The organism is Streptomyces sp. NPDC033174 (assembly GCF_055577795.1).
Window position 1 is genome coordinate 1,320,855 of sequence record NZ_JBVIPQ010000001.1, and the last position, 25,166, is coordinate 1,346,020.

The window sequence follows — 25,166 nt, forward strand, 5'->3', positions numbered from 1 at the left end:
CGGGCGGCGCCGGGCCTGACCGGCCGGGGCCGTTCAGGCGCCCGCGCCCGAGTCCGTCTCCAGGTCCGCGTACTTCGTGTCCGCCGCCTGGTCCAGGGCCAGCCGGTACCCCCGTTTGACCACCGTCTGGATCAGCTTCGGCGCCCCCAGCGCCGAACGCAGCCGGGCCATCGCCGTCTCCACCGCGTGCTCGTCGCGCCCCGCGCCCGGCAGCGCCCGGAGCAGGTCCCCCCGGGAAACCACCCAGCCGGGCCGCCGAGCCAGCGCGTTGAGCAGCGCCATCCCGGCCGGTGGCACCGGTCGCAGCTCCCCGTCCACCAGGACGGCATGGCCCCGGATCTCCACCTTCCGCCCGGCCACGGGGAAGGTCCGCGCCCTGGCCGGCAGTTCCTGGCACAGCACCTGCACCAGGGGCCCCAGCCGGAAGCGCTCCGGCTGAAGCGTGTCGACGCCATGGGCCTGGAGCGGCAGGGCCGTGACCGGCCCCACGCAGACCGCCAGCACGTCGTGGCGCAGCGCGTCGAGCAGCTCCGGCAGGACCCCGCGGTTCTCCGCCCGGGAGAGCAGCGAGGCGGCCGCCGGCGCGCTGGTGAAGGTGACCGCGTCCAGCGACCGCGACAGCGTGGCGTCGAGGAGCCGGTCCAGCGGGCCGAGCTCCTCAGGAGGCATCCACCGGTAGACGGGGACGCCCACGACGTCGGCGCCGCCCGCCCGGAGCGCCTCGACGAAGCCCGGCAGCGGCTCGCCGTGCAGCTGGAGGGCGATGCGGCGGCCCGCCACGCCCTCCCCGAGCAGCCGGTCGAGCACCTCGGCCATGGACTCCGAGGACGGCGACCACGCCTCCGTCAGCCCGGCCGCCCTGACGGCGCCCTTGACCTTGGGGCCCCGGGCGAGCAGCTCGACCCCGCGCAGGCAGTCGAGGAGCTCCTCGCCGTACCCCCAGCCGTCGGCCGCCTCGACCCAGCCCCGGAAGCCGATCGCGGTGGTCGCGACGACGACGTCCGGGGCCCGGTCGATGAGTTCCTTCGTGGCGGCGAGCAGTTCGGTGTCGTCCGCGAGTGGCACGATCCGCAGCGCCGGACCGTGGACGACGGCCGAGCCGCGGCGCCGCAGGAGCGCGCCCAGCTCGTCCGCGCGCCGCGCCGCCGTGACTCCGACGGTGAACCCCGCGAGGGGACCCTGCTCTTGCTCGTACATGAGAGCCGAGCCTGCCGGTGACACGTGACAGATTCGGTTCGTCTGTATTTCTCCGCCGTTACGGACCACTCCCGATCACACCTCGGCGTAACCGAGCTGCGGCTTTTCCTCCGCCGCGGCCGCCGTGGGGGGCACCTCGGCGGGCCGCCGAAGGTATACCGCGTAGGTGACGGCGATGCACGCCGCGTAGAAGGCGAGGAAGGCCACGAAGGCGGAAGTTCCCGTTCCGGCGGTCTGGAAGGACTGGCGGAAGGCGAGGTTGATCCCCAGTCCGCCGAGCGCGCCGACCGCCCCGATGAGACCCATCGCGGCCCCCGAGAGCCTGCGGCCGTACGCCTCGGCCTCCTCGCCCGCGAGCCCCTTGCGGTGCCCCTGGGCCAGGAAGATGGCCGGGATCATCTTGTACGTGGAGCCGTTGCCGAGCCCGCTCAGGATGAACAGTCCGATGAAGCCCACGAGGAAGACGCCCAGCGACTCGATGACGGACGCGTAGACCACCACACCGGTCGCCGCGGCCATCGCGGCGAAGGTCCACACGGTGATGCGGGCGCCGCCGTACCGGTCGGCCAGCGAGCCGCCGACGGGCCGGATCAGCGAGCCGAGCAGCGGCCCGATGAAGGTCAGCGAGGCGGCCTGCAGCGGGGTGCGCCCGAACTGGGTCTGCAGCACGAGCCCGAAGGCGAAGCTGTAGCCGATGAAGGACCCGAAGGTGCCGATGTACAGGAACGCCATGATCCAGGTGTGCCGGGACTTCACGGCCTGCCGGGCGGCGCCGGTGTCGTTCTTGACCGGCGCGAGGTTGTCCATGAAGAGCGCGGAGCAGAGCGCGGCGACGACGACCAGCGGGATGTAGACGCCGAGGATGATCCGGGGATGGGTCGCTCCGGCGGTGCTGATCACCAGCAGTCCCACGAGCTGTACGACGGGCACGCCGATGTTGCCGCCGCCCGCGTTGAGCCCGAGCGCCCAGCCCTTCTTCCGCAGCGGGAAGAAGGCGTTGATGTTGGTCATGGAGGAGGCGAAGTTGCCGCCGCCGACACCGGTGAGCGCGGCCACCACGAGGAACGTGGTGTACGACGTGCCGGGCTCCATCACGGTGTACGCGGCCCCGGTCGGCAGGAGCAGCATCAGGGCGCTGAAGATCGTCCAGTTCCGGCCGCCGAACCGCGCGACGGCGAAGGTGTACGGCACCCGGACGACCGCGCCGACCACGGTCGCCGTGGCGATCAGGAAGAACTTCCCCGCCGGATCGATGCCGTACTGCGGTCCCATGAACAGGACCATCACGGACCACAGGCTCCAGACGGAGAACCCGATGTGCTCGGAGAGCACGGAGAAGAGCAGATTGCGCTTGGCGATCCGCTCTCCCTTTTCACGCCAGAAGGTCTCGTCCTCCGGCTCCCACCGTTCGATCCACCGGCCGCCCATCAGGTACCTCCACGGTGTCGGGCCCGGAGCGTGCAGAGCTCCGGACCTTCTGGAACCTCGTGGCACCGACGCTAGGGATGCCTCGTTTCAGCCCGGTGGCAGGAAGTGACCCCTGCGCAACCTTGCTCTCACCCGCGGCCGGGCGCGGCTGTGAGACCGGGATCGTCCGCCGGCAGCCAGGCGTCCGGCGGGATGCGCAGCCAGCCCTCGCGGGCGCCGAGCTCCGCGGCCGCCGCGCGCAGGGCATCGAGCCCGGGGTGGCGCAGGCCCCGGCGCCAGACCAGGAAGACCGGGGAGAGGGGTACGGGGTCGGTGAGCGGCCGCAGCACGGACCCGGGGAGTTCGGGGAAGTCGACCGTGGCGAGGACCGGGCTGCGGGTCTTGGCCATCACCCGCCGGAACTCCTCCTTGCCGATCGCCACCGGCGCCGGAGGGGCGATGGCGATCCCCCGCCCCTCGAAGAGCCGGGCCGCCAGACCGGTCCACTCCAGCGTGGCGGGGTTCCCGGCGCCCGCGTAGATCGACTCACCGGCGAGCGCGTCCAGCGGCACCTCGGCGCGGCCGGCGAGCGGATGGTCCTCGGGCAGCAGCACGGCCAGCGGTTCGTACCGTACGGGCTGGTGCCCGAGCCCGGCCCGTACTGCGGCGTCCAGGCCGCCCGCGTATCCGAAGGAGACGTCGAGCCGCCCGGCGAGTATCCCGGCGGCGGCGCCGGTGAGCCCGCTCTCGAAGCGGGCCATCAGCTCGCACTGCGGCGCGAGCTCCCGCGCGCGGGCGAGGACCCGGCCGGAGATCATGCCCTCGGTGTTGAGGTCGACGAGCAGCGGCCGCGAGGCGTCGGCGAAGGCGGCGCCCAGCTCGTCGTGCGCGTCCAGCACGCGCCGGGCGTACGGGACGAGCCGCTCACCGTCGGCCGTGAGGGACACCTGCCGGGTGGTCCGTACGAACAACTCGGTGCCCAACTCCCGCTCCAGCCGCCGGACGTCCCGGCTGAGCGCCTGCTGGGCGATGTAGAGGCGCGCGGCGGCGCGGGTGAAGTGCAACTCGTCGGCGACGGCGAGGAAGGCGCGCAGAAGGCGCGGATCGGTGTCGGAGGCCACCGACGCATTCAACAGCGTGGGCTTTGACAACGCGAGTGCGTCAATGGCGAGGCCGCAGGTGTTGGACCCGCGGGTACCCCGGCGCCGAGTCTTGATCCATGCCGCAGACGACCACCTCACGCATGACCACCACGGGCGGGACCCTCGTCCTGGCCCCCCGCTTCGAGGCGGCCGCCCTGCCCCGCAGGCGGGCCGCCGCCCGCCCCCCGCGGCTCCCGGGCCCCTACGGGCGGCTGTTCTCCGCGCCGGGAGCCCGCGCCTTCACGCTGGGGAACCTCATCGCCCGGATCCCCATGGGGATGTTCAGCGTCAGCGCCGTCATCATGATCGCCGGGGCGTACGGCTCGTACGCGCTGGCCGGGGCGGTCACCGCCACCGGGCTCGCCGCCACCGCGCTCGTCGCGCCGTGGACCGCGCGCCAGGTGGACCGGTACGGGCAGGCCCGCGTCGCCGTGCCCGCCACGGCGGTCGCGGCACTCGGATCGCTCGCGCTGCTGCTGTGCGTGCACTACGAAGCACCCGCGTGGACGCTGTTCGCCGCGTACGCCGCGACCGCGACGACCCCGAACACCGGCGGCATGTCCCGCGCCCGCTGGGCCCACCTCCACCGGGGCGACCCGGCGGCCCTGCACACCGCGAACGCCTTCGAGCAGGCCGTCGACGAACTGTGCTTCATGCTCGGCCCGGTGCTCGCGGCCTTCCTCTGTGCCGCCCTGTTCCCGGAGGCCGGCACGCTGGCCGGCGCGGCTCTCCTGCTCACCGGTGTCGTGGTCTTCGCCGCGCAGCGCTCGACCGAGCCGCCCGTCGCACCCCGCGCCTCCAAGTCCTCGCCGCTGCGCGTTCCGGGGATGCCCGCGATGCTCGCGGTGTTCCTCACGACCGGCGCGGTCTTCGGGTCGACGGAGGTCGTCACGATCGCCTTCGCCGACGGCCCGGCGGCCGGCCCGGTGCTGGCCCTGCAGGCGGCCGGTTCATGTGGGGCGGGCCTCGTCTACGGCCGGGCCCGGCGCGGCGCCCGGCTGCGGACCTGCCTCGCCGCGATGACGGTACTGATGGCCCTGCCGCTCCTCGCCGCCGCCACGGGTTCCCTGCTCGCGGTGGCCGGCGGTCTGCTGCTCGCCGGGATGGCGACCGCCCCGACGATGGTCACGGCCATGACGGCGGTTCAGCGGCTCACCCCCCAGGGGCAGTTGAACGAGGGCATGACGCTCGCGGTCACCGCCATCCTCGGCGGCATCGCGGTGGGCTCGGTGACCGGCGGCTGGACGGTCGAGCACGCCGGCCCGGCGTACGGCTATCTGGTCCCGGTGTCGGCCGCGGCCCTGGCGCTCGTCCTGGCCGCACTTGCCCTCCCCCGCCGCGGATGAGGGTCCCACGGGGGCGGTACGCTGCACCGCCCCCAAGCGGGGGCGATCATTCCGCTCTTTCCCGTCCCCACCCTTACTCCGCTCATTGGAGGGCCCATGGCCGTCAAGAAGGCCACCATCCAGCAGCAGGTCGCCGCCGCCATCGCGCAGGCCAACCCGGCCGACCGCCCGGTCGTCACGATCCAGGCCATCGCCGGCCCCAGTGTCTGGCTGATGAGCATGCTCGGCCTGATCGGCCAGGCGTTCCTCACGTACTACTTCATCACCGTGACCGAGAAGGCCGTCGTCATCCACAAGGCGGACCGGCTCAGCAACCGCCCGAAGGAGATCGCGTACGCGCTCACCTTCGACCAGGTCACGGGCGCCGTCGGCGACATACGCCGCAACGCCGTCTGGAGCTCCTTCCGTCTCCAGCTGCCCGGGCAGGCCGAACCGGCCCGGATGAACGTGCACCGGCAGTGGCGCGGCGAGATGGACGAGCTGCTCACACTGCTGACGGGCCGGCCGCAGAGCGTCTGACCTGCGCCGCAGAGTGCTTGACCTGCTCCGGCGGGCATGACGAAGGCCCGGCTGCCATGACGGCTGCCGGGCCTTCGTCAACGCTATTCAATTGGAACATGGGATGAGTGGAGATGGCGGGAATCGAACCCGCGTCCAACGGTGCAGAAGCAGGGCTTCTCCGAGCGCAGTCCGCTGCGATTTTCTCGGCCCCGGAGATCACGCGGACAAGTCTCCGACGGGCTCAGTCACTGTTTGATTTCCCTCCAGCCCCCGTGACCGGAGCTAGAGGTTTAGATCCCTGAATGACGCCAGGAACCGGGACGGGATCAAGCCCGGGCTGACGCTCCTCACAGAGGCTTCTGTTCGTTACCTAAAATTAGGCAGCGAGGGCGAAGCGGGAGTTATCGCTCTTGGAGTTGGCGATTATTGGTTGCGACACGTGGTTAACGAGATCATTGCCGCTTCCTCGGCTCGCTTCCCCTGCATCGACATCCGCTGTCGAAACCGATCATCCCCATGTTGTTTTTTCAAAGCAGTGCACCCGCTGTGAGGTGCAGGACCCATCGTACGTGACCAACGGACGACGGTGCCAGCGTATTCCCGCCGGGGTGGCGGGCTAGGCGCTCCGCTGCTTGCGCTTGACGGCGGCGATCGCCCGGTTCGTCTCCCGCAGGTCCTGCTTCTCGCGCAGCGTCTGGCGCTTGTCGTACTCCTTCTTACCCTTGGCCAGTGCGATCTCGATCTTCGCCCGGCCCTCCTTGAAGTACAGCACCAGGGGCACGATCGTGTGACCCGACTCCTGGGCCTTCGACTCCAGCTTGTCGATCTCGGCGCGGTGCATCAGCAGCTTCCGCTTGCGCCGCGCGGAGTGGTTGGTCCAGGTGCCCTGCGCGTACTCCGGCACGTGCACGTTGTGCAGCCACGCCTCGTTGCCGTCGATCTGGACGAAGCCGTCCACCAGCGAGGCCCGCCCCTGGCGCAGCGACTTCACCTCGGTACCCGTGAGCACGAGACCGCACTCGTAGGTGTCCAGGATGAGGTAGTCGTGCCGCGCCTTCTTGTTCTGCGCGATGATCTTGCGCCCTGTGTCCTTTTCCTTAGCCATAGTGCGGTCATTTTCGCACTACGACCGGCCCCCGAGGCCACTCAATACTGTCCGGGCCCGCGCCTCGGCCCGTCCGCTCACCACCAGGTCGGGTGTGATGCCCCGGCCGTCGACGCTGTGGCCTGCGGGGGTGCGGTAGTGGCCGACGGTCAGCTCGGCGACCGAGCCGTCGGGGAGCTGGCTCGGCATCTGCACGGATCCCTTGCCGAAGGTGCGGGAGCCGACGGTGACGGCCCGGCCGCGGTCCTGGAGAGCCCCGGTGAGCAACTCGGCGGCGCTCATCGTGCCGCCGTCGACGAGCGTGACCACGGGCCGGCCGGTGTCCCCGCCCGCGTCCGCGTACAGGGCCCGCTGCTCGCCGTCGATGTCGTACGTGGCGACCAGACCGCCGTCGAGGAACGCGGAGGCGGCCACGGCGGCCTCGGCGACCAGTCCACCGCCGTTGCCCCGGAGGTCGAGGAGGACACCGGCGCCGGGCGGGGCTCCGCGCACCGCGTCCCGCACCCGCTCTCCCGCGCCCTTGGTGAACGCCGCCACCTTGATCACCACGGCGTCGCCGTCGAGGCTCCGAACGGTGACGGGTTCGGTGGTGAGCCTTGCCCGGCGCAGCGTCTCGGTCCAGGCGTGCCGGCCGCGCTCGACGCCGAGGACGACGGACGAGCCGGGCGCGGCGGTCGTACCGCCCTTGTCGCCGCGCAGCAGGGCGACCACCTCGGATACGGGCCGTCCGTCCACGCAGCGGCCGTCGACGGTACGGATGCGGTCACCGGGCCGCAGCCCCGCCCTGGCGGCCGGGCCGCCGCTCTGGACCCCGGCCACTTCCACGCGTCCGCCGTCGCCCTTGCGGGCGGAGAGCCCGACGCCGGTGTAGGCGCCGCCGAGGGCCTGCTCGAACTCCTCGTACTCACTGGGGGCGTACACCGCGCCCCAGCGGTCACCGCTGCGGCTGACGAACTCCTCGGCCGCCTTCGTACCGGACTTCCCGTCCGCGACGGCGTCGGCCGCTGCACGCGCGAGTGCCTCGCGGTCGACCGTCGCACCGGTGACCCGCGCGGGGGCCAGACGCGCGGCCGTGGGCTCTTGACGGGGCAGGCAGTTGGTGACGGCGGCCGTCGCGAGGACGCCGGCGAAGACCAACGTGAGAAGAGCCCCGCGGCGGGCACCGCGGGGCCGCATACAGGAGTCGGGACCCGGCATGTCGCCCACTGTAGGACAAGCGAAAGGCGCCGTACGGTCGTTGACCGTACGGCGCCCGGGGCGCATGTCACACCTTGAGGTACTTGCGCAACGCGATGAACGCGGCCATGGCGGGCATCAGCAGACCGATCGCGATCACCAACGGCAGCTTGGCCAGCACGGCGTCCCAGCCGATGAAGTTGACGAGCTGCATCTTGTCGGCGAGCGCCAGACCGTGGTCGATCAGGAAGTACCGGCCGACCAGCAGCATGGCGCAGGCGACGGCGCCACCCAGGAGGCCCGCGAAGGCGGCCTCCATGATGAACGGCATCTGGATGTAGAAGCTGGACGCGCCGACCAGCCGCATGATGCCGGTCTCACGGCGCCGGCTGAACGCCGACACTCTCACCGTGTTGACGATCAGCATCAGCGCGATCACCAGCATCAGCGCCATCACCCCCAGCGCGGCCACATTCATGCCGTTCATCAGGGAGAAGAGGTTCTCCAGGATGTTCCGCTGGTCCTGGACCGACTGCACGCCGTCGCGGCCCGCGAAGGCGGTGGCGACCACCTTGTACTTCGACGGGTCCTTCAGCTTCACCCGGAACGACTCCTGCATCTGGTCCGGGGTGATGGTGGAGGCGATCGGGGTGTCGCCGTACTGCTCCCGGTAGTGCTTGTACGCCTCGTCGGCGGACTCGTGGGTCACCGTCTCGACGATGGTCATCTTCTTCAGGTCGGCCTCGATCTGCTCCTTCTGCTGACCGGTGACCGCGCCCTTGGCGCACTTGGGCGTGGTGCCCGCGTCACTCTTGTTGCAGAGGAAGATGGAGACGTTGACCTTGTCGTACCAGTAGTCCTTCATCGTGCTGACCTGCTCGCGCATCAGCAGCGCGCCGCCGAAGAGGGCGAGCGAGAGGGCCACGGAGACGATGACGGCGAACGTCATCGTGAGATTGCGGCGGAGACCGACGCCGATCTCGGACAGTACGAACTGAGCGCGCATGCGACTCTTTCAGCCTTTCCTCTACAGCTCAGTGCTGGTAGCCGTAGACGCCGCGCGCCTGGTCGCGTACGAGACGGCCCTTTTCGAGCTCGATGACGCGCTTGCGCATCTGGTCGACGATGTTCTGGTCGTGGGTCGCCATCACCACGGTGGTGCCGGTGCGGTTGATCCGGTCCAGCAGCTTCATGATGCCGACGGACGTCTGCGGGTCGAGGTTGCCGGTCGGCTCGTCCGCGATCAGGAGCATCGGCCGGTTGACGAACGCGCGGGCGATGGCGACGCGCTGCTGCTCGCCACCGGACAGCTCGCCCGGCCGGCGGTCCTCCTTGCCACCGAGACCGACCAGGTCGAGGACCTGCGGTACGGCCTTGCGGATCTCACCGCGGGGCTTTCCGATGACCTCCTGGGCGAACGCCACGTTCTCCGCGACGGTCTTGTTGGGGAGGAGCCGGAAGTCCTGGAAGACGGTGCCCAGCTGGCGGCGCATGTGCGGCACCTTCCAGTTGGAGAGCCGCGCCAGATCCTTGCCGAGGACGTGCACCATGCCGTGGCTGGCGCGCTCCTCCCGAAGGATCAGCCGGAGAAAGGTGGACTTTCCGGAGCCGGAGGAGCCCACCAGGAAGACGAACTCGCCCTTCTCGATCTCCAGGGAGACATCCCTGAGCGCGGGGCGGTTCTGCTTCGGATAGGACTTGGAGACGTTGTCGAATCGGATCACGGGTGCACCACGGTCGGCCGGGAGTAGGTGTGCGTGACCATACGCGAACGGGGATGACCCGCGCAGTCGCCGTCCGCGCTTGCGTGCTTTATCCTTTATGACCCCCGGAACGGAACGGGCGTAATCCGGCGGGGCGCGCCGAAACCCGTGGGAGCTGGCACAGTGGTAGGGGGAACGGTTGCGTTGCCCTGAGCGTTGTGCGGACGGAACCGCCACGCGGGAGGAGGAAAGCGCATGACCTATGACCGATTGGTATGCGCCAACTGTGCGGCCCCGGTCGCCGAGGGCCGCTGCCGTGTGTGCAGGGCGAACCGTGAGCGCCTTCAGCAGCAGGGGCCGCTGGGCGGCCTGTCCCCCGCGACACTGCTGATGCTTCTGGTGGTGCTGGTCGCGGCGGTTGCACTGCTGGCGACCCACCAGACCGCGTAGATCCGGACAGACGCAAGGGCCCGGGCCGCCGAACGGCGACCCGGGCCCTCACATGCGCTGTTTCCGCCCGATCAGGCGGCGGTACGACCGCCGGCGACGAGGCGCGGCAGCATCCGGAAGCCGATGCCCCCGGCGATCATCGTCGCGGCCCCGATGAGCAGGAACGAGGTCTCGGCGGCGCCGGTCTCCGCCAGCTCCTCCTTGGCCTTGCCCTGCTCGACCGGCTGAGAGCCGGCGTTGTTGGGTCCGGGGTTGTTGTCGACGCACTCGGCACCATCGAGGTCGACGGTGCAGGTGCCGGGGTTACCGGTGGTGCCGTTGGAGCCGCCGGTGGCGGAGGAGCCACCCGTGGCCGTGGAGCCACCGGTCGAGCTTCCACCGGTCGCGGTGGTCCCGCCCGTGGCGGTGGTGCCACCGGTGGCCGTGGAGCCGCCCGTGGTCGAGCCACCGGTCGTGGTCGAACCACCCGTGGTCGAACCACCGGTCGCGGTGGTACCGCCCGTGGTGGAACCGCCGGTCGTGCTCGAACCGCCGGTCGTGGTCGAGCCACCGGTGGTGGTCTCGCCCGTCGTCGAACCACCGGTCGTGGTCGAACCACCGGTCGTCGTGGTGGAACCACCGGTGGTGGTGTCGCCCGTGGTGGAGCCACCGGTCGTGGTGTCACCCGTGGTCGAACCACCGGTGGTGGTGTCGCCCGTGGTGGAGCCACCGGTCGTGGTGTCACCCGTCGTCGAACCACCGGTCGCGGTCGAACCGCCCGCGATCTGACCGAGCGTGTCACCGCCGCCGGTGGTGTCGAAGGCGTCGACCTCGACGCTGGCCTCGATGCCACCGATACCGACGTTGACGCCCACAGCCTGAGCAGCGCCCGCGGCGGTCAGGGACGCGCCGGCAGCGATCACCGCGCCGGCCGCTATCCGCACCACGCGCACGCGCGTCTTATTCATCATTTGCCTGCTACCCCCAGTAGCTGATCTCGTCATGGAGCAGCGCTCTGGGCGACAGCCGCTGGGGGTCTCAGCTCAACCCGCCCCCGTCACAAGCGCCCCAGAAATGCGCATGCCAAGCGCCACCATTGCGAGTTTCCGCAGGCCAGTCAAGGTCGTTGCGCGTGCGATGCCCGAAATCACCGCACTTGCCTGGCGTGCGGGGATGCAACTGTGACGAAAACGCGGAACTTCCGCCTCGCCAAGGCCAGTTCCCTTGTCGACAAAGCGAGCCGCAAATCAACTTTCCCCTTGCGCCAGCGAATTCACCCCATCCACACGAACGGCGTCGAAACTCCCCAAGGGAGCCCGACGCCGTTCGGACGCGTAAAGCGGGTGCTGCTGCCCCTACTTCGCCTACCTACTTCTCCTGCTTACTTCTCCTGCTGCTTGCGCCAGCGGATTCCCGCCTCCAGGAAGCCGTCGATCTCGCCGTCCAGCACCGCCTGCGGGTTGCCGACCTCGAACTCCGTCCGCAGGTCCTTCACCATCTGGTACGGGTGCAGGACGTACGAACGCATCTGGTTGCCCCAGGAGTTGCCGCCGTCACCCTTGAGGGAGTCCATCAGGGCCTGCTCCTCCTGGCGGCGGCGCTCGAGGAGCTTGGCCTGGAGGACGTTCATCGCGCTGGCCTTGTTCTGGATCTGCGAGCGCTCGTTCTGGCAGGAGACCACGATGCCGGTCGGCAGGTGCGTGATGCGGACCGCGGAGTCCGTGGTGTTGACGCCCTGGCCGCCGGGGCCCGACGCGCGGTAGACGTCGATGCGCAGCTCGGTCTCGTCGATCTCGACGTGGTCGGACTGCTCGACGACAGGGAGGACCTCGACGCCGGCGAAGGAGGTCTGGCGGCGGCCCTGGTTGTCGAAGGGGGAGATGCGCACCAGGCGGTGCGTGCCCTGCTCGACCGAGAGCGTGCCGTAGGCGTAGGGCGCCTTGACGACGAAGGTGGTCGACTTGATGCCGGCCTCTTCCGCGTACGACGTCTCGTACACCTCGGTGCCGTAGCCGTGCCGCTCGGCCCAGCGCAGGTACATGCGCTGGAGCTGCTCGGCGAAGTCGGCGGCGTCGACGCCACCGGCCTCGGCCCGGATGTTCACGAGCGCCTCGCGCTCGTCGTAGTCACCGGAGAGGAGCGTGCGGACTTCCATCTCGTCCAGCGCCTTGCGCACCGAGACGAGCTCGGACTCGGCCTCCGCAAGGGCGTCGGCGTCGTCCTCGGCCTCGGCGAGCTCGAAGAGGATCGCGAGATCGTCGATACGGCCCCGGAGCGCCTCTGCCTTGCGGACCTCGGCCTGGAGGTGCGAGAGCTTGCTGGTGATCTTCTGCGCCGCCTCCGGGTCGTCCCAGAGGGACGGGGCCGCGGCCTGCTCCTCGAGCACGGCGATGTCTGCCCTCAACTTGTCGAGGTCCAGTACGGCCTCGATCGACCCCATGGTCGAGGAGAGGGACTTCAGCTCTTCGGATACATCGACGACTGCCACGCGTCCAGCGTAACGGACGGGTGGCGGGTCCCAGATTCCCCGGCCGGTGGGACTGGAGCGCTCGATGGCGACCGGCGATCGTGCCTCCTGGACCCCGCAGCGCCCAGGAGGCACGTGGATCACGATGTGCTGCCGGGCATGGAATCCGGTTTCAGCACGGCGACGCCGAAGGCGTTGGCCACCGCTTGATGGCCATTGCGGGTGAGATTGACGTGATCGCCCACGTCGTAATCGCCCGGCGCGGGCCCTGCCCCGAGACGCAATGTCTGAGGATTCAGGGTGCTCGCCGGGTCGGCCACAGCCACGGCGGACTCCGTGTCGACGTAGTCGACGTAGGGCGCGGTGTAGTCCTGCTGCTCCGACACCCAGCTGTTGACATCCAGCCGATTGGAATCGTCAGCGAGTGAGCACGGAGCGTAGCCATAGCAGGGCGTCAGGGTCGTGAAGACGGCTTTGATTCCCCATGCCCTGAGTTGATCGCGCAGAGAGGCATAAGAGTCGGTGAGACTCAGATCATCGGTCCCCATCACCACATCGCGAAGCCCTACGTAGATCACCGCCGTCTTCACACCCGCCACCGAGAGGACATCTCGATCGAGTCTCGTCAGAACCGCGTCGCCGCCTGATTCCTGGTCGACGGCCATACGGTTGTCCCTGATCCCAGCCGCCACGACGCCCAGGCCGGCCCCAGCCGCATAGGTCTTGTCCACCAGCCACTCCGTCAGTCTGGGCATGATTGCCGGCACCGGCGCTCCGCTGGTGATCGGGTCCACCAAGCCATCACCCAGCACCGCTACTGCAGCCTTTCCGTCGACGGCAAGCACATCGAGTCCGGTCAGGATGTTGGTGAAGCGACCCCATTTCACGCCACTCGCAGCGAATGCGGTGTCGTCTGCCGTCGCCGTGTGGTCGCCTGAGCCGGGCGGTGTGACCCACATGATGCTCGAGCTACCGGTCCAGCTGTGCTGGGGAAGAAAGGCCACTGGATTGGCCAGGTGGAGACTGGCTATGAGCGCCCTGGAGGGATCTACGCCGACCTGCACCGGGTCCGTATGGACCTCACCGCCCACAGGGATGGTTGTCGTCCGCTTACCGCCGTCGAAGGTGACGTCGGCCGGCGGCCCGGTCGTCTTGGCGCCGTCGGCCTGGGTGCCGAGTGTCGCGTGGTCGATCACGAGCGGGGCCACACCGTGCGCGTTCGACAGTCGCAAGCGTGCCCCAGTGCCGCCGACGCTGGGGGCGATGGCGAATCTGAACGTCTGGTCCCGGTAGTCGGCGCCATCGTTGTAATTGAAGCCGGCTTCGACAGGGGCTCCCCAAGCGCCCTTCCAGGACGACCCACCCGTCGCCTTGCCGGTGTCCCGCACCGCCATACCGAAGATGTGCAGTCCCGGGATTCCCAGCGTCGCCCTGTCGTTCACATCCGGCAGCGTCACGGAGTCGACGGCCACCCCCGGCCGCAGCGGCACGGAGAAGGTGTAGATCTTGACCGGTCTCGCCTCCTGGCCGCCTGCGGGCCTGTTCCTGTGCGGCAGGGTGACCGTCGCGAGGGTTCCCGGGCCGGTCGACCAGTCCGGGACCGAGAGGTAGTACGGAGACGGGGACGGCGACCCGCTGTAGGTGATGGCTCCCGTTGCCGCTTCGCAGTCGGTCGGCAGGCCGTTCGTCAGGACGCAGTTGGCGCCCGCTCCCGTCGTGCCGTCCGGTACGACCGGGCTCGTGGCGTCCGCCGGGTTGCGGTCCAGCGCCGTGCGCGCCTGGGTGGCGGTGGCGAGGAAGACCAGGGCATTGCCCGTGGCGCCGTTCATCCGGATCGTCTGGTTCGCGGCCATGACGTTGTCGGGTGCGCCCGTGCCGAATGCCGGCAGTGTGAAGGTGGCACCGTTCACAGTGATCTTCTCGCCCGGCTTCCAGCCGGCCGCCTGCAGGTCCTGCAGCGAGAAGCTGTTGCCGTAGCTGTCGCTGTTCGCCGGCGCGGGATTGCTGTCGGAGGAGACCGCCGTGTTGTTGAAGGCGTCCTTCAGGCTGGCGTACGTACGGGGAGCATGACCGAGGGCGATGAACTCGTAGGGATACATCTCCGAGGCGTTGCCGGCCGCGTCGAGGGCGTACACCCACAGGGTGTGCGTTCCGGGGGCCGGTGGCCGGACCTTGTACGAAGCGCTGTTGTTGACCGCCGCGACCACCTGGGAAGCCGGCGGGTTGGAGGTCGGGGGCTTCACGTCGAGACCGAAGACGAACTTCGCCGCGGTGTTGTTGGTCGATCCGGGCGCGACACGCGCCACGAATGTCCCTTCCGTGCCCGCCGCGGCGCCCTGGTCACGCTCGGGGAAGACCAGCCCCTGGGACTCCACGGCGGGCTTGGCGGGCGCGCGCTGGTCGACGGTGAAACGGCAGACGGACGGGTTGGTGGCGGTGTCCTTGCCGTCGGTGGCAAGGACTTGCCAGGCGACGGTACTGCCGTCCTTCAAGCCGGAGACGAAGGAGGCGGGAAGCTGGACCTGGACCCGCTTGCCGCTCGCGACATCCGGAGAGGTCAGTGTCGCCTTGGTGGTGCTGCCGTCCACCCAGTAGGTGAACTTCGCGGCGAGGGCGTCCCGGTCCGCGTCTCCCACCACCGCGGTGAGCATCGGCGGGGTCGTGGCGACGGTCTTGCCGATGACCGGGTAGGGAGCGGCGACGTCACAGCCGTACGAGGCCGTGTTGACGGTGGCCGCAAGCCCGCTCGGCACGTAGGGCACGTGGTTGTACGTGATGCTCACCGTGGGGCTGGGCGAGAAGCGCTTCATGTAGACGCCGCTGGACTCATTGCCGTTGAGCAGCGCGAAGGTCCAGCTGCCGGCGCGGCCCGCAGCGGCCTTGGCTATCGCTGAGGTCACCGCGTATCCGCCGGACACATAGCTGCTGCACGCCGGGCCGAAGGTGCGGGAACCCAGGGCGGTGACCAGTCCGGGGCGGCTGCTCCAGGACGTGTTCGCGCTGAACGCGTTCGCCGTGTAGAGAGTCACCGAGGACGACTCACCGCAGCTCGACGATGACGTCTCCTGGACGTTGGCGACAGCGGAGACGATGTGCGTCTTCCAGATGGCGGAGGGAATGCCGATCTGGAAGTAGGCCCTCTCCCGGCCGATGCAGCCGGACCACGAGTTCATGCCGACGCCGGGGTTTCCGTACGTCGTCGAGTCGTAGTTCTTCGCCGTCGGACAACCCTCCTGAACGCCGACGAAGTGCTGCCTGGACCCGTTCGCCGGGTGCGGGTTCCACGACGGGTCGATGTACACGGGGTACCGGGTGGACGTGGCCCTGAGCAGCTTCGCGTCCGGTACGAGGGTCAGGGCCGAGGCACTGACGTCCACCCGGACGCGGGCGGACTTGGCCCCACCGGCCGGGCCCTGCCGGCTGGACAGGAGCGCGGGAGCGGCCGCCTTCGCGGTCGCCCCCGAAGCCGTCGTCGAGGCCGTCGACGAGTCCCACATGTGCGGCTGCGGCGCACTGAAGACCACTCGGCCGTCGGGTGACTTCGCCCGCAGGTTGTCGTCCTTGTCCTCCGCCAGCTTCACTCCCGTCGCCCGGACGCCCAGCTTCAGGGAGGCCATGCCGGGGTGGGCGGCGGCGGCCGCGGACTTGACCACGAGCACCTGGGTGAATCCGCCCCGGGTGTTCGCGGTGAGCACGAGGTCGACGCCCGGAAGTACCTCGGGATAGGTGATGTCCGGTCCGGACGTCTTCGGCGTCGGCAGCGACGTGGGCCAGGACAGGCCGAGGGTGGCCTTGCCGTCCTTCATCCTCACGAGCGGTCCGTCACCTCCGCCGGAGAAGGTCAGCGATCCGGTCGATGCCGTCGGGCTGTACGAGCCGTCGGCGTTCTCGCGGAGTGTGCTGTCCAGCCGCGTCCAGACACCGTTCTTGCGTACGCGCTCGGGGAGCACGCTCGTCGTCCAGGTGACCGTGCCTCCCGGGTTCGCCGTGACCGTGTCCGTCTCATTGGTCAGCGTGTCGACCGGGGCCGGCTTGCCCGTGGTCTCGGCCCTGCTCTGAGCGGTGGCGAGGGTCTGCTCCTGGGGCCGGGTGAGTCCGGACGGCTCGCTGTCCTTCATCCGCCCCAGCGGGCCCTTGTACGGCGGATTCTGTGGGACGGGCGCGGGTTTCCCCGGTGAGACGAGCGGCGGTGGCAGGTCGTGGGACGCCACAGCGACGGCGGCGCCCGGCGCGGCCGTCGATACGAGCGCGGCGCACAACAGCGTGACGATATGGCGTTTATGCATGGACGCACGACGGCCCCACATGCAGCCCCCCTGGACATGTCGGCAGTTTCACTTCGGCTCGCGGACGATAGTCATTTCAACGCGAAACGAACAAGTAAATATTTGACAAAGGTGCACGGCATTGTTCGGACTTGCGCCATTTATCCCTCGAAATGGAATTCACCGTTCAGTGATTCACCCACTACCGCCCGTCAGACTCAATAGAACCCCAAATCTGGACAGATAGGCGCCTCGTGACCTCGTGCATTACCCAATCTTTACTTCCGCTTTTTCTCGTCCATAAGTTTCAGTAATTCAAACCCTGCTAAGTTCCGCTGGCCGTTATACGGAACTGGGGGGTTTCATGACTGGTCGATCCAGGGTCGGAACAGTTTTCCGCCACCGTGGCCGGATTACCGCAGGCACGTCACTCGCAGCCTTCGCGTCCGCGCTGCTCATGGTGGTGACAAGTGCTGATCCAGCCGCTGCGACGGCGCCTTTCGGCAACGAGAGGCGTTCTTACGCCGTCACGCCGGAGAAGGCAGATCCGGTCCCGGTCACACCAGTGCCCAAACGGCCGGTTCCGCGCCCGAAGACTCCTTCCTGGGATCCGGCCGGTGCCAAGAGGACCTGGCCCCGGGGCGGGGCCGCCGATACGCCCGTACCCTCCTCCTCCGCCGTACGGGCCGGCGCGCTCCCGGTCTGGGTCTCGGCACCCACCGGCAAGGCGAAGGCCCGCTCCGCGGCCTCCCCCGTCCGGAAGGTGCGAATCCGGCTGAGCGACCGCTCGACCGCCGACCGTGCCGGTGTCACGGGCGTCGTGGGCTCGGTCCAGCGGACCGAGCCCGGCGCGGCCGGCAGCATCCATGTCGAGCTGGACTACCGCCCGTTCGCCCAGGCGTACGGCGGTGACTGGTCCTCCCGACTGCGCCTGGTCCAGTTGCCCGCCTGCGCACTGACCACTCCCGCGAAGGACGTCTGCCGCAAGCAGACGCCGCTGGCCTCCGCGAACGACGCGAAGAACGGCCGTGTGTCGGCGAACGTGTCCGTGGCCGCGAGTTCGCCGGGGCGGGTGGCGCAACCGGTCGTCTTCGCCGCCACGGCTTCCGCCTCCGGCGGCGGCGGAAGCTACTCCGCCACGTCCCTCGCCCCCTCCGGGCAGTGGACGGCGGGTGGGTCGACCGGTGGCTTCTCATGGTCGTATCCGATAGGCCTGCCCGACGTTCCAGGTGGCTTCAAGCCCAACGTCTCCCTGGACTACAGCTCCCAGAGCGTGGACGGTCGCACGTCGTCGACCAACGGCCAGTCCGGCTGGGTCGGCGACGGCTGGGACTTCTCCCCCGGGTTCATCGAACGCTCCTACCTGCCCTGCTCGGACGACACGGCAGGCGGTAGCCCCAAGACCGGTGACCAGTGCTGGTCGGACGCCGCCGACACACTCACGCTCTCACTGAACGGTGCGTCTAACACCCTCGTCTTCGACGGAACGTCCAAGACGTGGCGCCCGCAGAACGACAACGGCGAGAAGATCTCGGTCCGTACGGACACCGTGAACACCGACAACGACCATGAGTACTGGGTCGTGACCACTGCCGACGGCACCGAGTACCAATTCGGACGGAACCGGCTCCCCGGCTGGACCACAGGCAGTCCGGTGACCAACTCGGTCGCGACCACCCCGGTCTTCGGTAACGACGCGGGGGAACCCTGCCACGCATCGACGTTCGCGGCGTCTTCCTGCCAGCAGGCCTACCGCTGGAGCCTCGACTACGTCGTGGACCCTCACGACAACGCGATGAGCTACTGGTACACCCCGGAGACCGGCTACTACGGCGTGAACAACGCCAGTACCCCGACGGCGTACACCCGCTCCAGCTACCTCTCGAAGATCCAGTACGGCCAGCGCAAGGGCAAGGTCTACGACACCGCGTCGCCCGCGGCCGGCCAGGTCTTCTTCACCACGGCTGAGCGCTGCCTGCCCAACGCCTCCTTCGACTGCGCCGAAGCCAAGCGGACGCCCGCCAACAACTCCCACTGGCCCGACGTCCCCCTGGACCAGAACTGCGCCGCCACCGGGACGTGTGCCAACCACGGCCCCTCGTTCTGGTCCACGAAACGCCTTACCGCGATCCGTACGCAGGTACTCGTCGACAAGACCTACGCCGACGTCGACGCCTGGGCACTGACGCACACCTATCCGGCCACCGGCGACACCACCACGCCCACGCTGTGGCTGTCGTCGATCGTGCGTACGGGCATGGCCGGCAGCAGCACCGAGTCACTGCCATCGGTGTACTTCGACGGCCAGCCGATGGCCAACCGCGTGGACGGACTCGACGGCTACCAGCCGATCACCCGACGCCGCATGATGACCATCACGACGGAGTCCGGCAAGGTCATCACCGTCAACTACCTGGCGGCCCAGTGCCATCGCAAGGGCACCGTCGTCCTGCCGTCCAGCCCGCAGACGAACACGATGCGCTGCTACCCGTCGTACTGGACACCGCCGGGCCAGACATCTCCTCAGCTGGACTGGTTCAACAAGTTCGTCGTCAATACGGTCACTGAGCAGGACCCCACCGGCAACGGTCTGCCCGTACAGACCTCGTACCGCTACATGGGCGACCCGTTCTGGGCCTTCAATGACGACTCGCTCTCCCTGGCCAAGTACCGCACGTGGAACCAGTGGCGCGGCTTCGGCCAAGTGGAGGTGCGCACTGGAACCGCACCCGCGAAGATCACGCTCTCGCGCTCCACGTACTTCCGCGGCAAGGGCAACACACTGACCAACTCGGTGGGCGATGTCGAGGTGACCGACTCACCCGCCCTGTCCGGCCAGACCTTCGAGACGCAGAGCTTCGACGGCGACGGGGGCGCCACGCTCGCCTCCACCACCACCGAGCCCTGGCTCGGTCCGGTGACCGCGACCCAGAGCCGTACGAAGGTCGGCCTCGACCCCCTGGAAGCGCGGATCCTCAACACCAAGCGGACGCGGAGCACCACCACGAAGGCCGACGGGAATCCCCGTACGACCGAGACGGTGACCGAGTTCGACAGCGCGACAGGCCTGCCGACCTCCGTGGACGACAAGGGCGACCTGTCGGTCTCGAGCGACGACAAGTGCTCCCGCACCTGGTACGCGAAGAACGCGGCCGGCGACTGGCTTCCCATGCCCCGGCGCATGCAGACCGTCGCCGTCGGCTGCGCCGTGACCCCGCAGTTCCCCAAGCACGCGATCAGCGACGACCTGGCGTTCTTCGACGGGCACACCGACAATCTGGCTGTTCCTGGCATCGGTGACGTGACGATGGTCCAGAAGGCCGACTCCGTCGCAGCAGACGGAACCCCGCACTACGTCACCGTGCTCAAGAACCAGTACGACGCGTACGGGCGCGAGACGAGCGAGACCGACGCGCTGGGCCGGACCACAACCACCGTTTTCACTCCGGCCGTCGGCACGGCACCGCCCAGCGTCCAGGTGACTCAGCCCAAGGTGACAGGCCAGACGGCCGCTTTCACCACCACCACCACGATGGAGCCGGAGCGCGGTCTCCCCGTCAAGACGACTGACGCCGCGGGTTACTCGACGACAAGCGCCTACGACGCGCTCGGCCGGCTGACCGCCGTCTGGCGCCCCGGCTTCTCGACGAGCAACGGACCGAACACCAGGTACACGTACAGCCTTTCCCCGTCGGCGCCTTCCACGGTCACGACTCAGAGCCTCAACGACGACGGCAGTTACCGCACGTCGATCACCCTCTACGACGCGATGCTGCGTGAGCGGGAGACGCAGACTGAGGCGGCCGACGGCGGAAGTGTCATCAGCGACACCGTCTATGACTCTCACAGCTGGGCCGTGAAGTCCGCAGGGCCGTACTACAGCAAGGACAAGCCGTCCGGCACGCTGGTGTACGCGCCCGACAACCAGGTGCCCACCCAGACGGGCACCTTCTACGACGGCGCCGGTCGCCCCACGGTGAGCGTCGCCTACACCCGCGCCTCCGAGACCTGGCGGACGACGACCTCCTACCCCGGCTCCGACCGGACCGATGTCGTCCCACCGCTCGGCGCGACGCCGGCCAGCACCATCATGGACGCCCGGGGCAACACCACCAAGCTGGTGCGCTATCACGGCAGGACCACGACAGGTACCTCGGACGCCGTCACCTACACCTATGACGCCTCCGGCCGCCAGATCGGCCAGGACGACGGTCAAGGCCACACCTGGACCAACACCTACGACCTGCTCGGCCGCAAGACCGCCCAGACCGACCCGGACACCGGGCGCTCCACCACGAAGTACGACGCGTCAGGGCAGACGATCTCCTCCATCGACGCCCGCCAGAAGACGGTCAGCTACACGTACGACGAGTTGGGCCGGAAGACAGGCGCCTACGACACCACGGGCGTGACGGACATCGCGCAGGGCAAGCCGCTGGCCGCATGGACGTACGACTCCGTCAAGAAGGGTCTGCCGACTTCCTCGACCAGCTACCAGGGCGGCGCGGCGTACACGAGCAAGGTCCTCGGATACGACTCGCACGGCTGGCCGACCGCGTCGGCGCTCGTCATCCCGGCGAGCGAGGGCAATCTCCAGGGCACCTACCTCACGCAGAACCGGTACAACCTCACCGGCACGCTGAGCTCCTACACGAACACCGCCGCCGGCCATCTGCCGCAGGAGACGTTCACCTACGACTACGACAGGTTCGGTCGGCAGAAGAGCGTGGGCAGCCCGTCGCTGACCGCGTCCCTCTCCTGGACGCAGTTCGACGAGCCCGAGCAGTTCACCTACGGGACCTCGGGCAATTTCGCGCAGCAGACCCTGAAGTACGACGAGCAGACCCACCGGCTCAACTCGTCCTTCGTCGTCACGGCGTCCGGTGCGCAGGTTTCCGACCGCACCAGTTACAGCTACCAGCCGGCGGGCAACGTCACGAAGATCCGTGACGAGCTCGGCGGCGGCAAGATCGATACCCAGTGCTTCACGCACGACTGGGCGCAGCGTCTGGAGAGTGCCTGGACGGCGACGGACGACTGCGCGAAGAAGCCTGCCGCCGGGGTGGCCACGATGGTGGGCGGTCCAGCGGCGTATTGGCAGTCGTGGACATACGACGGTACGGGCAACCGCGAGACGCAGACCGATCACGATCTCGGCGGTGACGCGACCAAGGACACCGTGTCGACGTACGCGGTTCCGGCGGCCGGCAAGGGCCCTGCCCACGCACTGGAGAGGGTCGACAGGACGGGGCCGGGTGGGGCGGAGGCCAACTCCTCCACCACGTACACGTATGACGCGTCGGGCAACATCCGCACCCGCACCGGCCGGGCGGGCACGGACACCTTCTCGTACAACGCCGTCGGCAAGCTCGAGGAACTGGCCAAGACGGGAACGTCGGCTTCGACGAAGTACGTCTACGACGCCTCCGGCAACCTGCTGATTCGCCGCGACGCGGGCGCGACCGTCCTGTTCACGGGTGATCAGGAGCTCACGCTCAAGGATGGCGCCGCCAAGGCGGAAGGCTCGCGCTATGTCTTGCTCGGCGGCCAGACCATCGCCGTCCAGTCGGCGGACGCACAAGGCGTCCAGGTCGATTACCTCGTCTCCGACCGGCAGAACACGGGGACGCTGGAGATCGACGCCGGCTCGCAGCAGGTCACGCGACGCCAGTACAAGCCGTTCGGCGAGATCCGCACGGCCGCTGCCGGTTGGCAGGGGGCACGCGGCTTCGTCGGGGGGCAGGAGGACAAGGCCACCGGGCTGGTCAACCTGGGTGCTCGTCAGTACGACCCCGTCGTCGGCCGGTTCCTGAATCCCGATCCGCTGATCGTGCCGGGAGAACCCGAAACCTGGAACGCCTACGCGTACGCGGGCAACAACCCGACGACACAGAGCGACCCGAGCGGTCTGTGCTGGGCCGACCTGTGCGGCATCGGCACCCCGAAGGGCGACGGCTCCGGAAAGATCATCACCGAGGGTCCGGTCGACCCCGGCGGGACGAACACGACGACCTGCCACCGAGGCATGTGCTCCGACGGAAACCCGATCGGAGGCAAGGACGGCCGCGGCAACCTCGGCAACTCCACCACCAAGGCCAAGGCCGACGCCTCGGCCGCCGAGCAGGCCGCGAAGACGGCGAGCGCGGTCGCCGTGGCGGCCAAGAAGCAGCAGCAGGGACTCAAGCGGCAGCTGATCAACCTGGTCGCCGACGTGCTCGGCATCACCGACGCGGTCAACTGCTTCACCAAGGGCGACGTGATGGGCTGTTTCAACACAGCCCTGAACGCGGTGCCCTGGGGCAAGCTCGCGAAGGCGATCAAGGCGGGCTACAAGGCGTTCAAGATCTGGCGGGCCTTCAAGAAGGCCGAAGGAATCATCAAGGAGGCGGAGGACCTAGCGCAGGCGGCGAAAGCGACGGCGAAGGCGGCGCGGGCACAGGCGAACGCGCTGGAATCAGCCGGCGCCGCATGCGTGAAACACAGCTTCACCGCCGACACATTGGTGCTTCTCTCCGACGGCACGACAAAACCGATCTCGGAACTGAAGCCCGGTGACGAGGTCACGGCCTCGGACCCGCAGACGAATGTCACCACCGGCGAAGAGGTCGAACGCCAGATCGTCACGGAAGACGACAAGGAGTTCACCGACCTCACGCTTGCTTCGAATTCGGATGCCTCCGGGACGAGGCCGGCCAAGCCGGCGAAGGTGACGACGACCTGGCACCACCCGTTCTGGGACGCGACGCAGAAGCGGTGGGTGGACGCGAAGGACCTGCGCCCGGGCACGGAACTGCGCCAGCCGGACGGCACGACGCTGAGGGTTCTGACGGTCCGGAACTACCGGTGGGCGTCGGTCACGTACGACCTGACGATCGGGAACCTGCATACGTACTATGTGCTGGCGGGGGCCACGCCGGTCCTAGTTCACAATTGCGGCGAGGGTGATGGCTACCTTTACCGCGGAGTCCCGAATGAGCATTACAAGTATGATGACGCCTTGGAGGGGCGTGCTGTCCCGCTTGGTGGGCACTCTGACCCGGGACGTCACGCGGGCGGTAATACTAATAGTGAGTTCACTTCGTGGACTCATGACTACGAGGATGTCGCTCTTGACGCGGCCGAGGAGCTTGGCCCGGGAGGGATCGTAATGCGAATCCCGCACGCCAGCGTCCCGGCCGGCAGAGATGTTCGAATTCACGGGACCGAACATGAAGTGTATGAGGAGTCCGAGCATGCGCTGCGTGGCGTGATTGATGGCGCAGAGATCAGTATCGACAGAGGGCCCTGGCGCAGGCCGGGCGGCGGATAGACCCCTGCTGGGTGCCGTCTGAGACCAAGCGAGTTCACAGATTGGGAGAGTTCCGTGGAAAGAAGCCACCTTGCGCAACTCCTCGCCGGGGCTAGTGAAGTGCGGCTTCTTTCCCGAGCCGCCCTCGGCGAGGGTGTCGATTACAAGGTCTGGCCTGAAGGCGTCGCAACTCAACGTCTCGTCTCCATCTACGAGAGGCGAGAGCGTGGAACTCGCCGCTCTGGCCAGCCTTCGCTTGGCTTCCCTGAAGCACTCGATTCCCTTCGCGCGTATGAGGGTGCCGAGCTTGCAATAGGCTTCATTGATGATCGACGTCGGGGCGGGTACTACTTCCAGCTCTTCCTGAACCTGGAAATTAGTTCGGTCGTCGCTTGCTTTGGAGTGAAATCAACTCGGGATCTTCAGGATTCTTAAGATGGTAGCCTCCAGGTAAGTCGCCTGACTTGATTTCCAGGCAATGGGGCCCTGTGCGGTCGGGCCCGAGAATCCGGTAGTCGGTTTCTCGGGTTCAGGAAGTGCCGACTGTGCTGGGTGGGATTTCAGGGCCGTTGTCCTGGGCGCCGAGGGCGTTGCCGAGGGTGTCGATGGCTGGGCGCTGGAAGGGAAGCCGGACGTGGGCGTAGACGCCGGCGGTGACGCCGATGTGGGCGCGGCCCAACAGTTCCTTGATCACGACGAGGTCCACGCCCTGTTCCAGGAGCAGGGTCGCGGTTGAGTGCCGGAGGCCGTCGTGGAAGCGGATCCGCCGGAGGCCAGCCCAGTCGAGGAAGCTGCGGAAGCGGCGGGTGAGGTTAGCCGGGTCGAGAGGGCCGCCAGTCGGCGCGGTGAAGACGAGTCCGCTGTCCCTCCAAGCTGACCCTGCCATCTCGCTCTCCTTGTCCTGCTGTTGCCTGTGTTCCTTGAGGGAGTGGATGCATTCGGTCGGGAGCGCGATGCGGCGTTCGGATGCCCGGGTCTTGGTAGGCAGGTGGGTGAGGCCGCCGCTCTGGGTGCGTTGGAGTGAGCGGCGGATGCTGGCCGTACCGCTGTCGAAGTCGAGGTCTTCCCAGTGGAGGTTGCTGGCGTATGTCGTCGTGGGGGGCGAGTTCGGCACAGAGGTGCCGGTCACGGTGCAGCCGG

Annotated in this window: 14 protein-coding genes, 1 other RNA gene and 1 pseudogene; 4 read left to right on the forward strand and 12 right to left on the reverse strand. The window is 68.5% G+C overall.

All coding sequences use genetic code 11. From position 1 onward, the window contains the following. Positions 1-33: 33 nt before the first annotated feature. From ACZ5VC_RS06005 to ACZ5VC_RS06015, 3 genes are all read right to left on the reverse strand, one after another. The gene (locus ACZ5VC_RS06005; RefSeq protein WP_469118841.1) at positions 34-1,197 is read right to left on the reverse strand and encodes a uroporphyrinogen-III synthase; all 1,164 of its coding nucleotides are present in this window, start codon (positions 1,195-1,197) and stop codon (positions 34-36) included. A 75-nt stretch (positions 1,198-1,272) separates the two neighbouring features. Continuing rightward, positions 1,273-2,625 carry a nitrate/nitrite transporter gene (locus ACZ5VC_RS06010; RefSeq protein WP_469118842.1) on the reverse strand — a complete coding sequence of 451 codons (1,353 nt, stop codon included), beginning with the start codon at positions 2,623-2,625 and terminating at the stop codon, positions 1,273-1,275. A gap of 128 nt (positions 2,626-2,753) precedes the next feature. Then, positions 2,754-3,725 (reverse strand): LysR family transcriptional regulator, encoded by a 972-nt coding sequence (locus tag ACZ5VC_RS06015; RefSeq protein WP_469118843.1) that lies wholly within the window; start codon positions 3,723-3,725, stop codon positions 2,754-2,756. Between the two features lie 98 nt (positions 3,726-3,823). On the opposite strand from ACZ5VC_RS06015, the gene ACZ5VC_RS06020 reads away from it, so the two are divergent. Both ACZ5VC_RS06020 and ACZ5VC_RS06025 read left to right on the forward strand, forming a co-directional pair. After that, positions 3,824-5,092 (forward strand): MFS transporter, encoded by a 1,269-nt coding sequence (locus ACZ5VC_RS06020; protein ID WP_469118844.1) that lies wholly within the window; start codon positions 3,824-3,826, stop codon positions 5,090-5,092. Positions 5,093-5,188: 96 nt separating this feature from the next. After that, a complete protein-coding gene (locus ACZ5VC_RS06025; RefSeq protein ID WP_468710890.1) occupies positions 5,189-5,611 on the forward strand; it encodes a hypothetical protein in 423 nt (140 codons plus the stop codon). 105 nt (positions 5,612-5,716) lie between these two features. Here the strand turns inward: ACZ5VC_RS06025 and ssrA are convergent. The 5 genes from ssrA to ftsE form a co-directional block, all read right to left on the reverse strand. Continuing rightward, positions 5,717-6,109: a transfer-messenger RNA gene (gene ssrA / locus ACZ5VC_RS06030) on the reverse strand. Positions 6,110-6,209: 100 nt separating this feature from the next. Then, positions 6,210-6,698: an SsrA-binding protein SmpB gene (gene smpB, locus ACZ5VC_RS06035; RefSeq protein ID WP_468710892.1), complete on the reverse strand. Its 489-nt coding sequence runs from the start codon at positions 6,696-6,698 to the stop codon at positions 6,210-6,212. Between the two features lie 18 nt (positions 6,699-6,716). Then, entirely contained in the window at positions 6,717-7,895 is a 1,179-nt protein-coding gene (locus tag ACZ5VC_RS06040; RefSeq protein ID WP_469118845.1) for a S41 family peptidase, read from the reverse strand. 67 nt (positions 7,896-7,962) lie between these two features. Beyond that, the gene (gene ftsX / locus ACZ5VC_RS06045; RefSeq protein ID WP_468710895.1) at positions 7,963-8,880 is read right to left on the reverse strand and encodes a permease-like cell division protein FtsX; all 918 of its coding nucleotides are present in this window, start codon (positions 8,878-8,880) and stop codon (positions 7,963-7,965) included. A gap of 28 nt (positions 8,881-8,908) precedes the next feature. After that, complete coding sequence (gene ftsE, locus ACZ5VC_RS06050; RefSeq protein WP_468710897.1) at positions 8,909-9,598, reverse strand: cell division ATP-binding protein FtsE; 690 nt, start codon at positions 9,596-9,598, stop codon at positions 8,909-8,911. A 234-nt stretch (positions 9,599-9,832) separates the two neighbouring features. Between ftsE and ACZ5VC_RS06055 the strand changes: the two genes are divergently transcribed. Continuing rightward, the gene (locus ACZ5VC_RS06055; protein ID WP_469118846.1) at positions 9,833-10,027 is read left to right on the forward strand and encodes a hypothetical protein; all 195 of its coding nucleotides are present in this window, start codon (positions 9,833-9,835) and stop codon (positions 10,025-10,027) included. A 71-nt stretch (positions 10,028-10,098) separates the two neighbouring features. Here the strand turns inward: ACZ5VC_RS06055 and ACZ5VC_RS06060 are convergent, their stop codons facing one another. The 3 genes from ACZ5VC_RS06060 to ACZ5VC_RS06070 all read right to left on the reverse strand — a co-directional run bounded on the left by ACZ5VC_RS06060 (position 10,099) and on the right by ACZ5VC_RS06070 (position 16,759). Further along, complete coding sequence (locus ACZ5VC_RS06060) at positions 10,099-10,977, reverse strand: LPXTG cell wall anchor domain-containing protein (protein ID WP_469118847.1); 879 nt, start codon at positions 10,975-10,977, stop codon at positions 10,099-10,101. A 410-nt stretch (positions 10,978-11,387) separates the two neighbouring features. Beyond that, positions 11,388-12,494: a peptide chain release factor 2 gene (prfB, locus tag ACZ5VC_RS06065; protein WP_469118848.1), complete on the reverse strand. Its 1,107-nt coding sequence runs from the start codon at positions 12,492-12,494 to the stop codon at positions 11,388-11,390. Positions 12,495-12,613: 119 nt separating this feature from the next. Further along, positions 12,614-16,759, reverse strand: coding sequence for an SGNH/GDSL hydrolase family protein (locus tag ACZ5VC_RS06070; protein ID WP_469118849.1), 4,146 nt, complete (start codon positions 16,757-16,759; stop codon positions 12,614-12,616). Positions 16,760-17,501: 742 nt separating this feature from the next. Between ACZ5VC_RS06070 and ACZ5VC_RS06075 the strand changes: the two genes are divergently transcribed. After that, complete coding sequence (locus ACZ5VC_RS06075; RefSeq protein ID WP_469118850.1) at positions 17,502-24,047, forward strand: RHS repeat-associated core domain-containing protein; 6,546 nt, start codon at positions 17,502-17,504, stop codon at positions 24,045-24,047. Positions 24,048-24,555: 508 nt separating this feature from the next. On the opposite strand, the pseudogene ACZ5VC_RS06080 reads toward ACZ5VC_RS06075, so the two are convergent. Then, a pseudogene (locus ACZ5VC_RS06080) lies at positions 24,556-25,101 on the reverse strand (site-specific integrase); the annotation flags it as partial. Positions 25,102-25,166 lie beyond the last annotated feature (65 nt).

Excerpts from the sequence above, each read along its gene's own strand:
- ACZ5VC_RS06005 (WP_469118841.1), bottom strand. The coding sequence starts at position 1,197 with ATGTACGAGCAAGAGCAGGGTCCCCTCGCGGGGTTCACCGTCGGAGTC.
- ACZ5VC_RS06010 (WP_469118842.1), bottom strand. The coding sequence starts at position 2,625 with ATGGGCGGCCGGTGGATCGAACGGTGGGAGCCGGAGGACGAGACCTTC.
- ACZ5VC_RS06020 (WP_469118844.1), top strand. The coding sequence starts at position 3,824 with ATGCCGCAGACGACCACCTCACGCATGACCACCACGGGCGGGACCCTC.
- ACZ5VC_RS06025 (WP_468710890.1), top strand. The coding sequence starts at position 5,189 with ATGGCCGTCAAGAAGGCCACCATCCAGCAGCAGGTCGCCGCCGCCATC.
- smpB (WP_468710892.1), bottom strand. The coding sequence starts at position 6,698 with ATGGCTAAGGAAAAGGACACAGGGCGCAAGATCATCGCGCAGAACAAG.
- ACZ5VC_RS06040 (WP_469118845.1), bottom strand. The coding sequence starts at position 7,895 with ATGCCGGGTCCCGACTCCTGTATGCGGCCCCGCGGTGCCCGCCGCGGG.
- ftsX (WP_468710895.1), bottom strand. The coding sequence starts at position 8,880 with ATGCGCGCTCAGTTCGTACTGTCCGAGATCGGCGTCGGTCTCCGCCGC.
- ACZ5VC_RS06055 (WP_469118846.1), top strand. The coding sequence starts at position 9,833 with ATGACCTATGACCGATTGGTATGCGCCAACTGTGCGGCCCCGGTCGCC.
- ACZ5VC_RS06060 (WP_469118847.1), bottom strand. The coding sequence starts at position 10,977 with ATGATGAATAAGACGCGCGTGCGCGTGGTGCGGATAGCGGCCGGCGCG.
- ACZ5VC_RS06070 (WP_469118849.1), bottom strand. The coding sequence starts at position 16,759 with ATGCATAAACGCCATATCGTCACGCTGTTGTGCGCCGCGCTCGTATCG.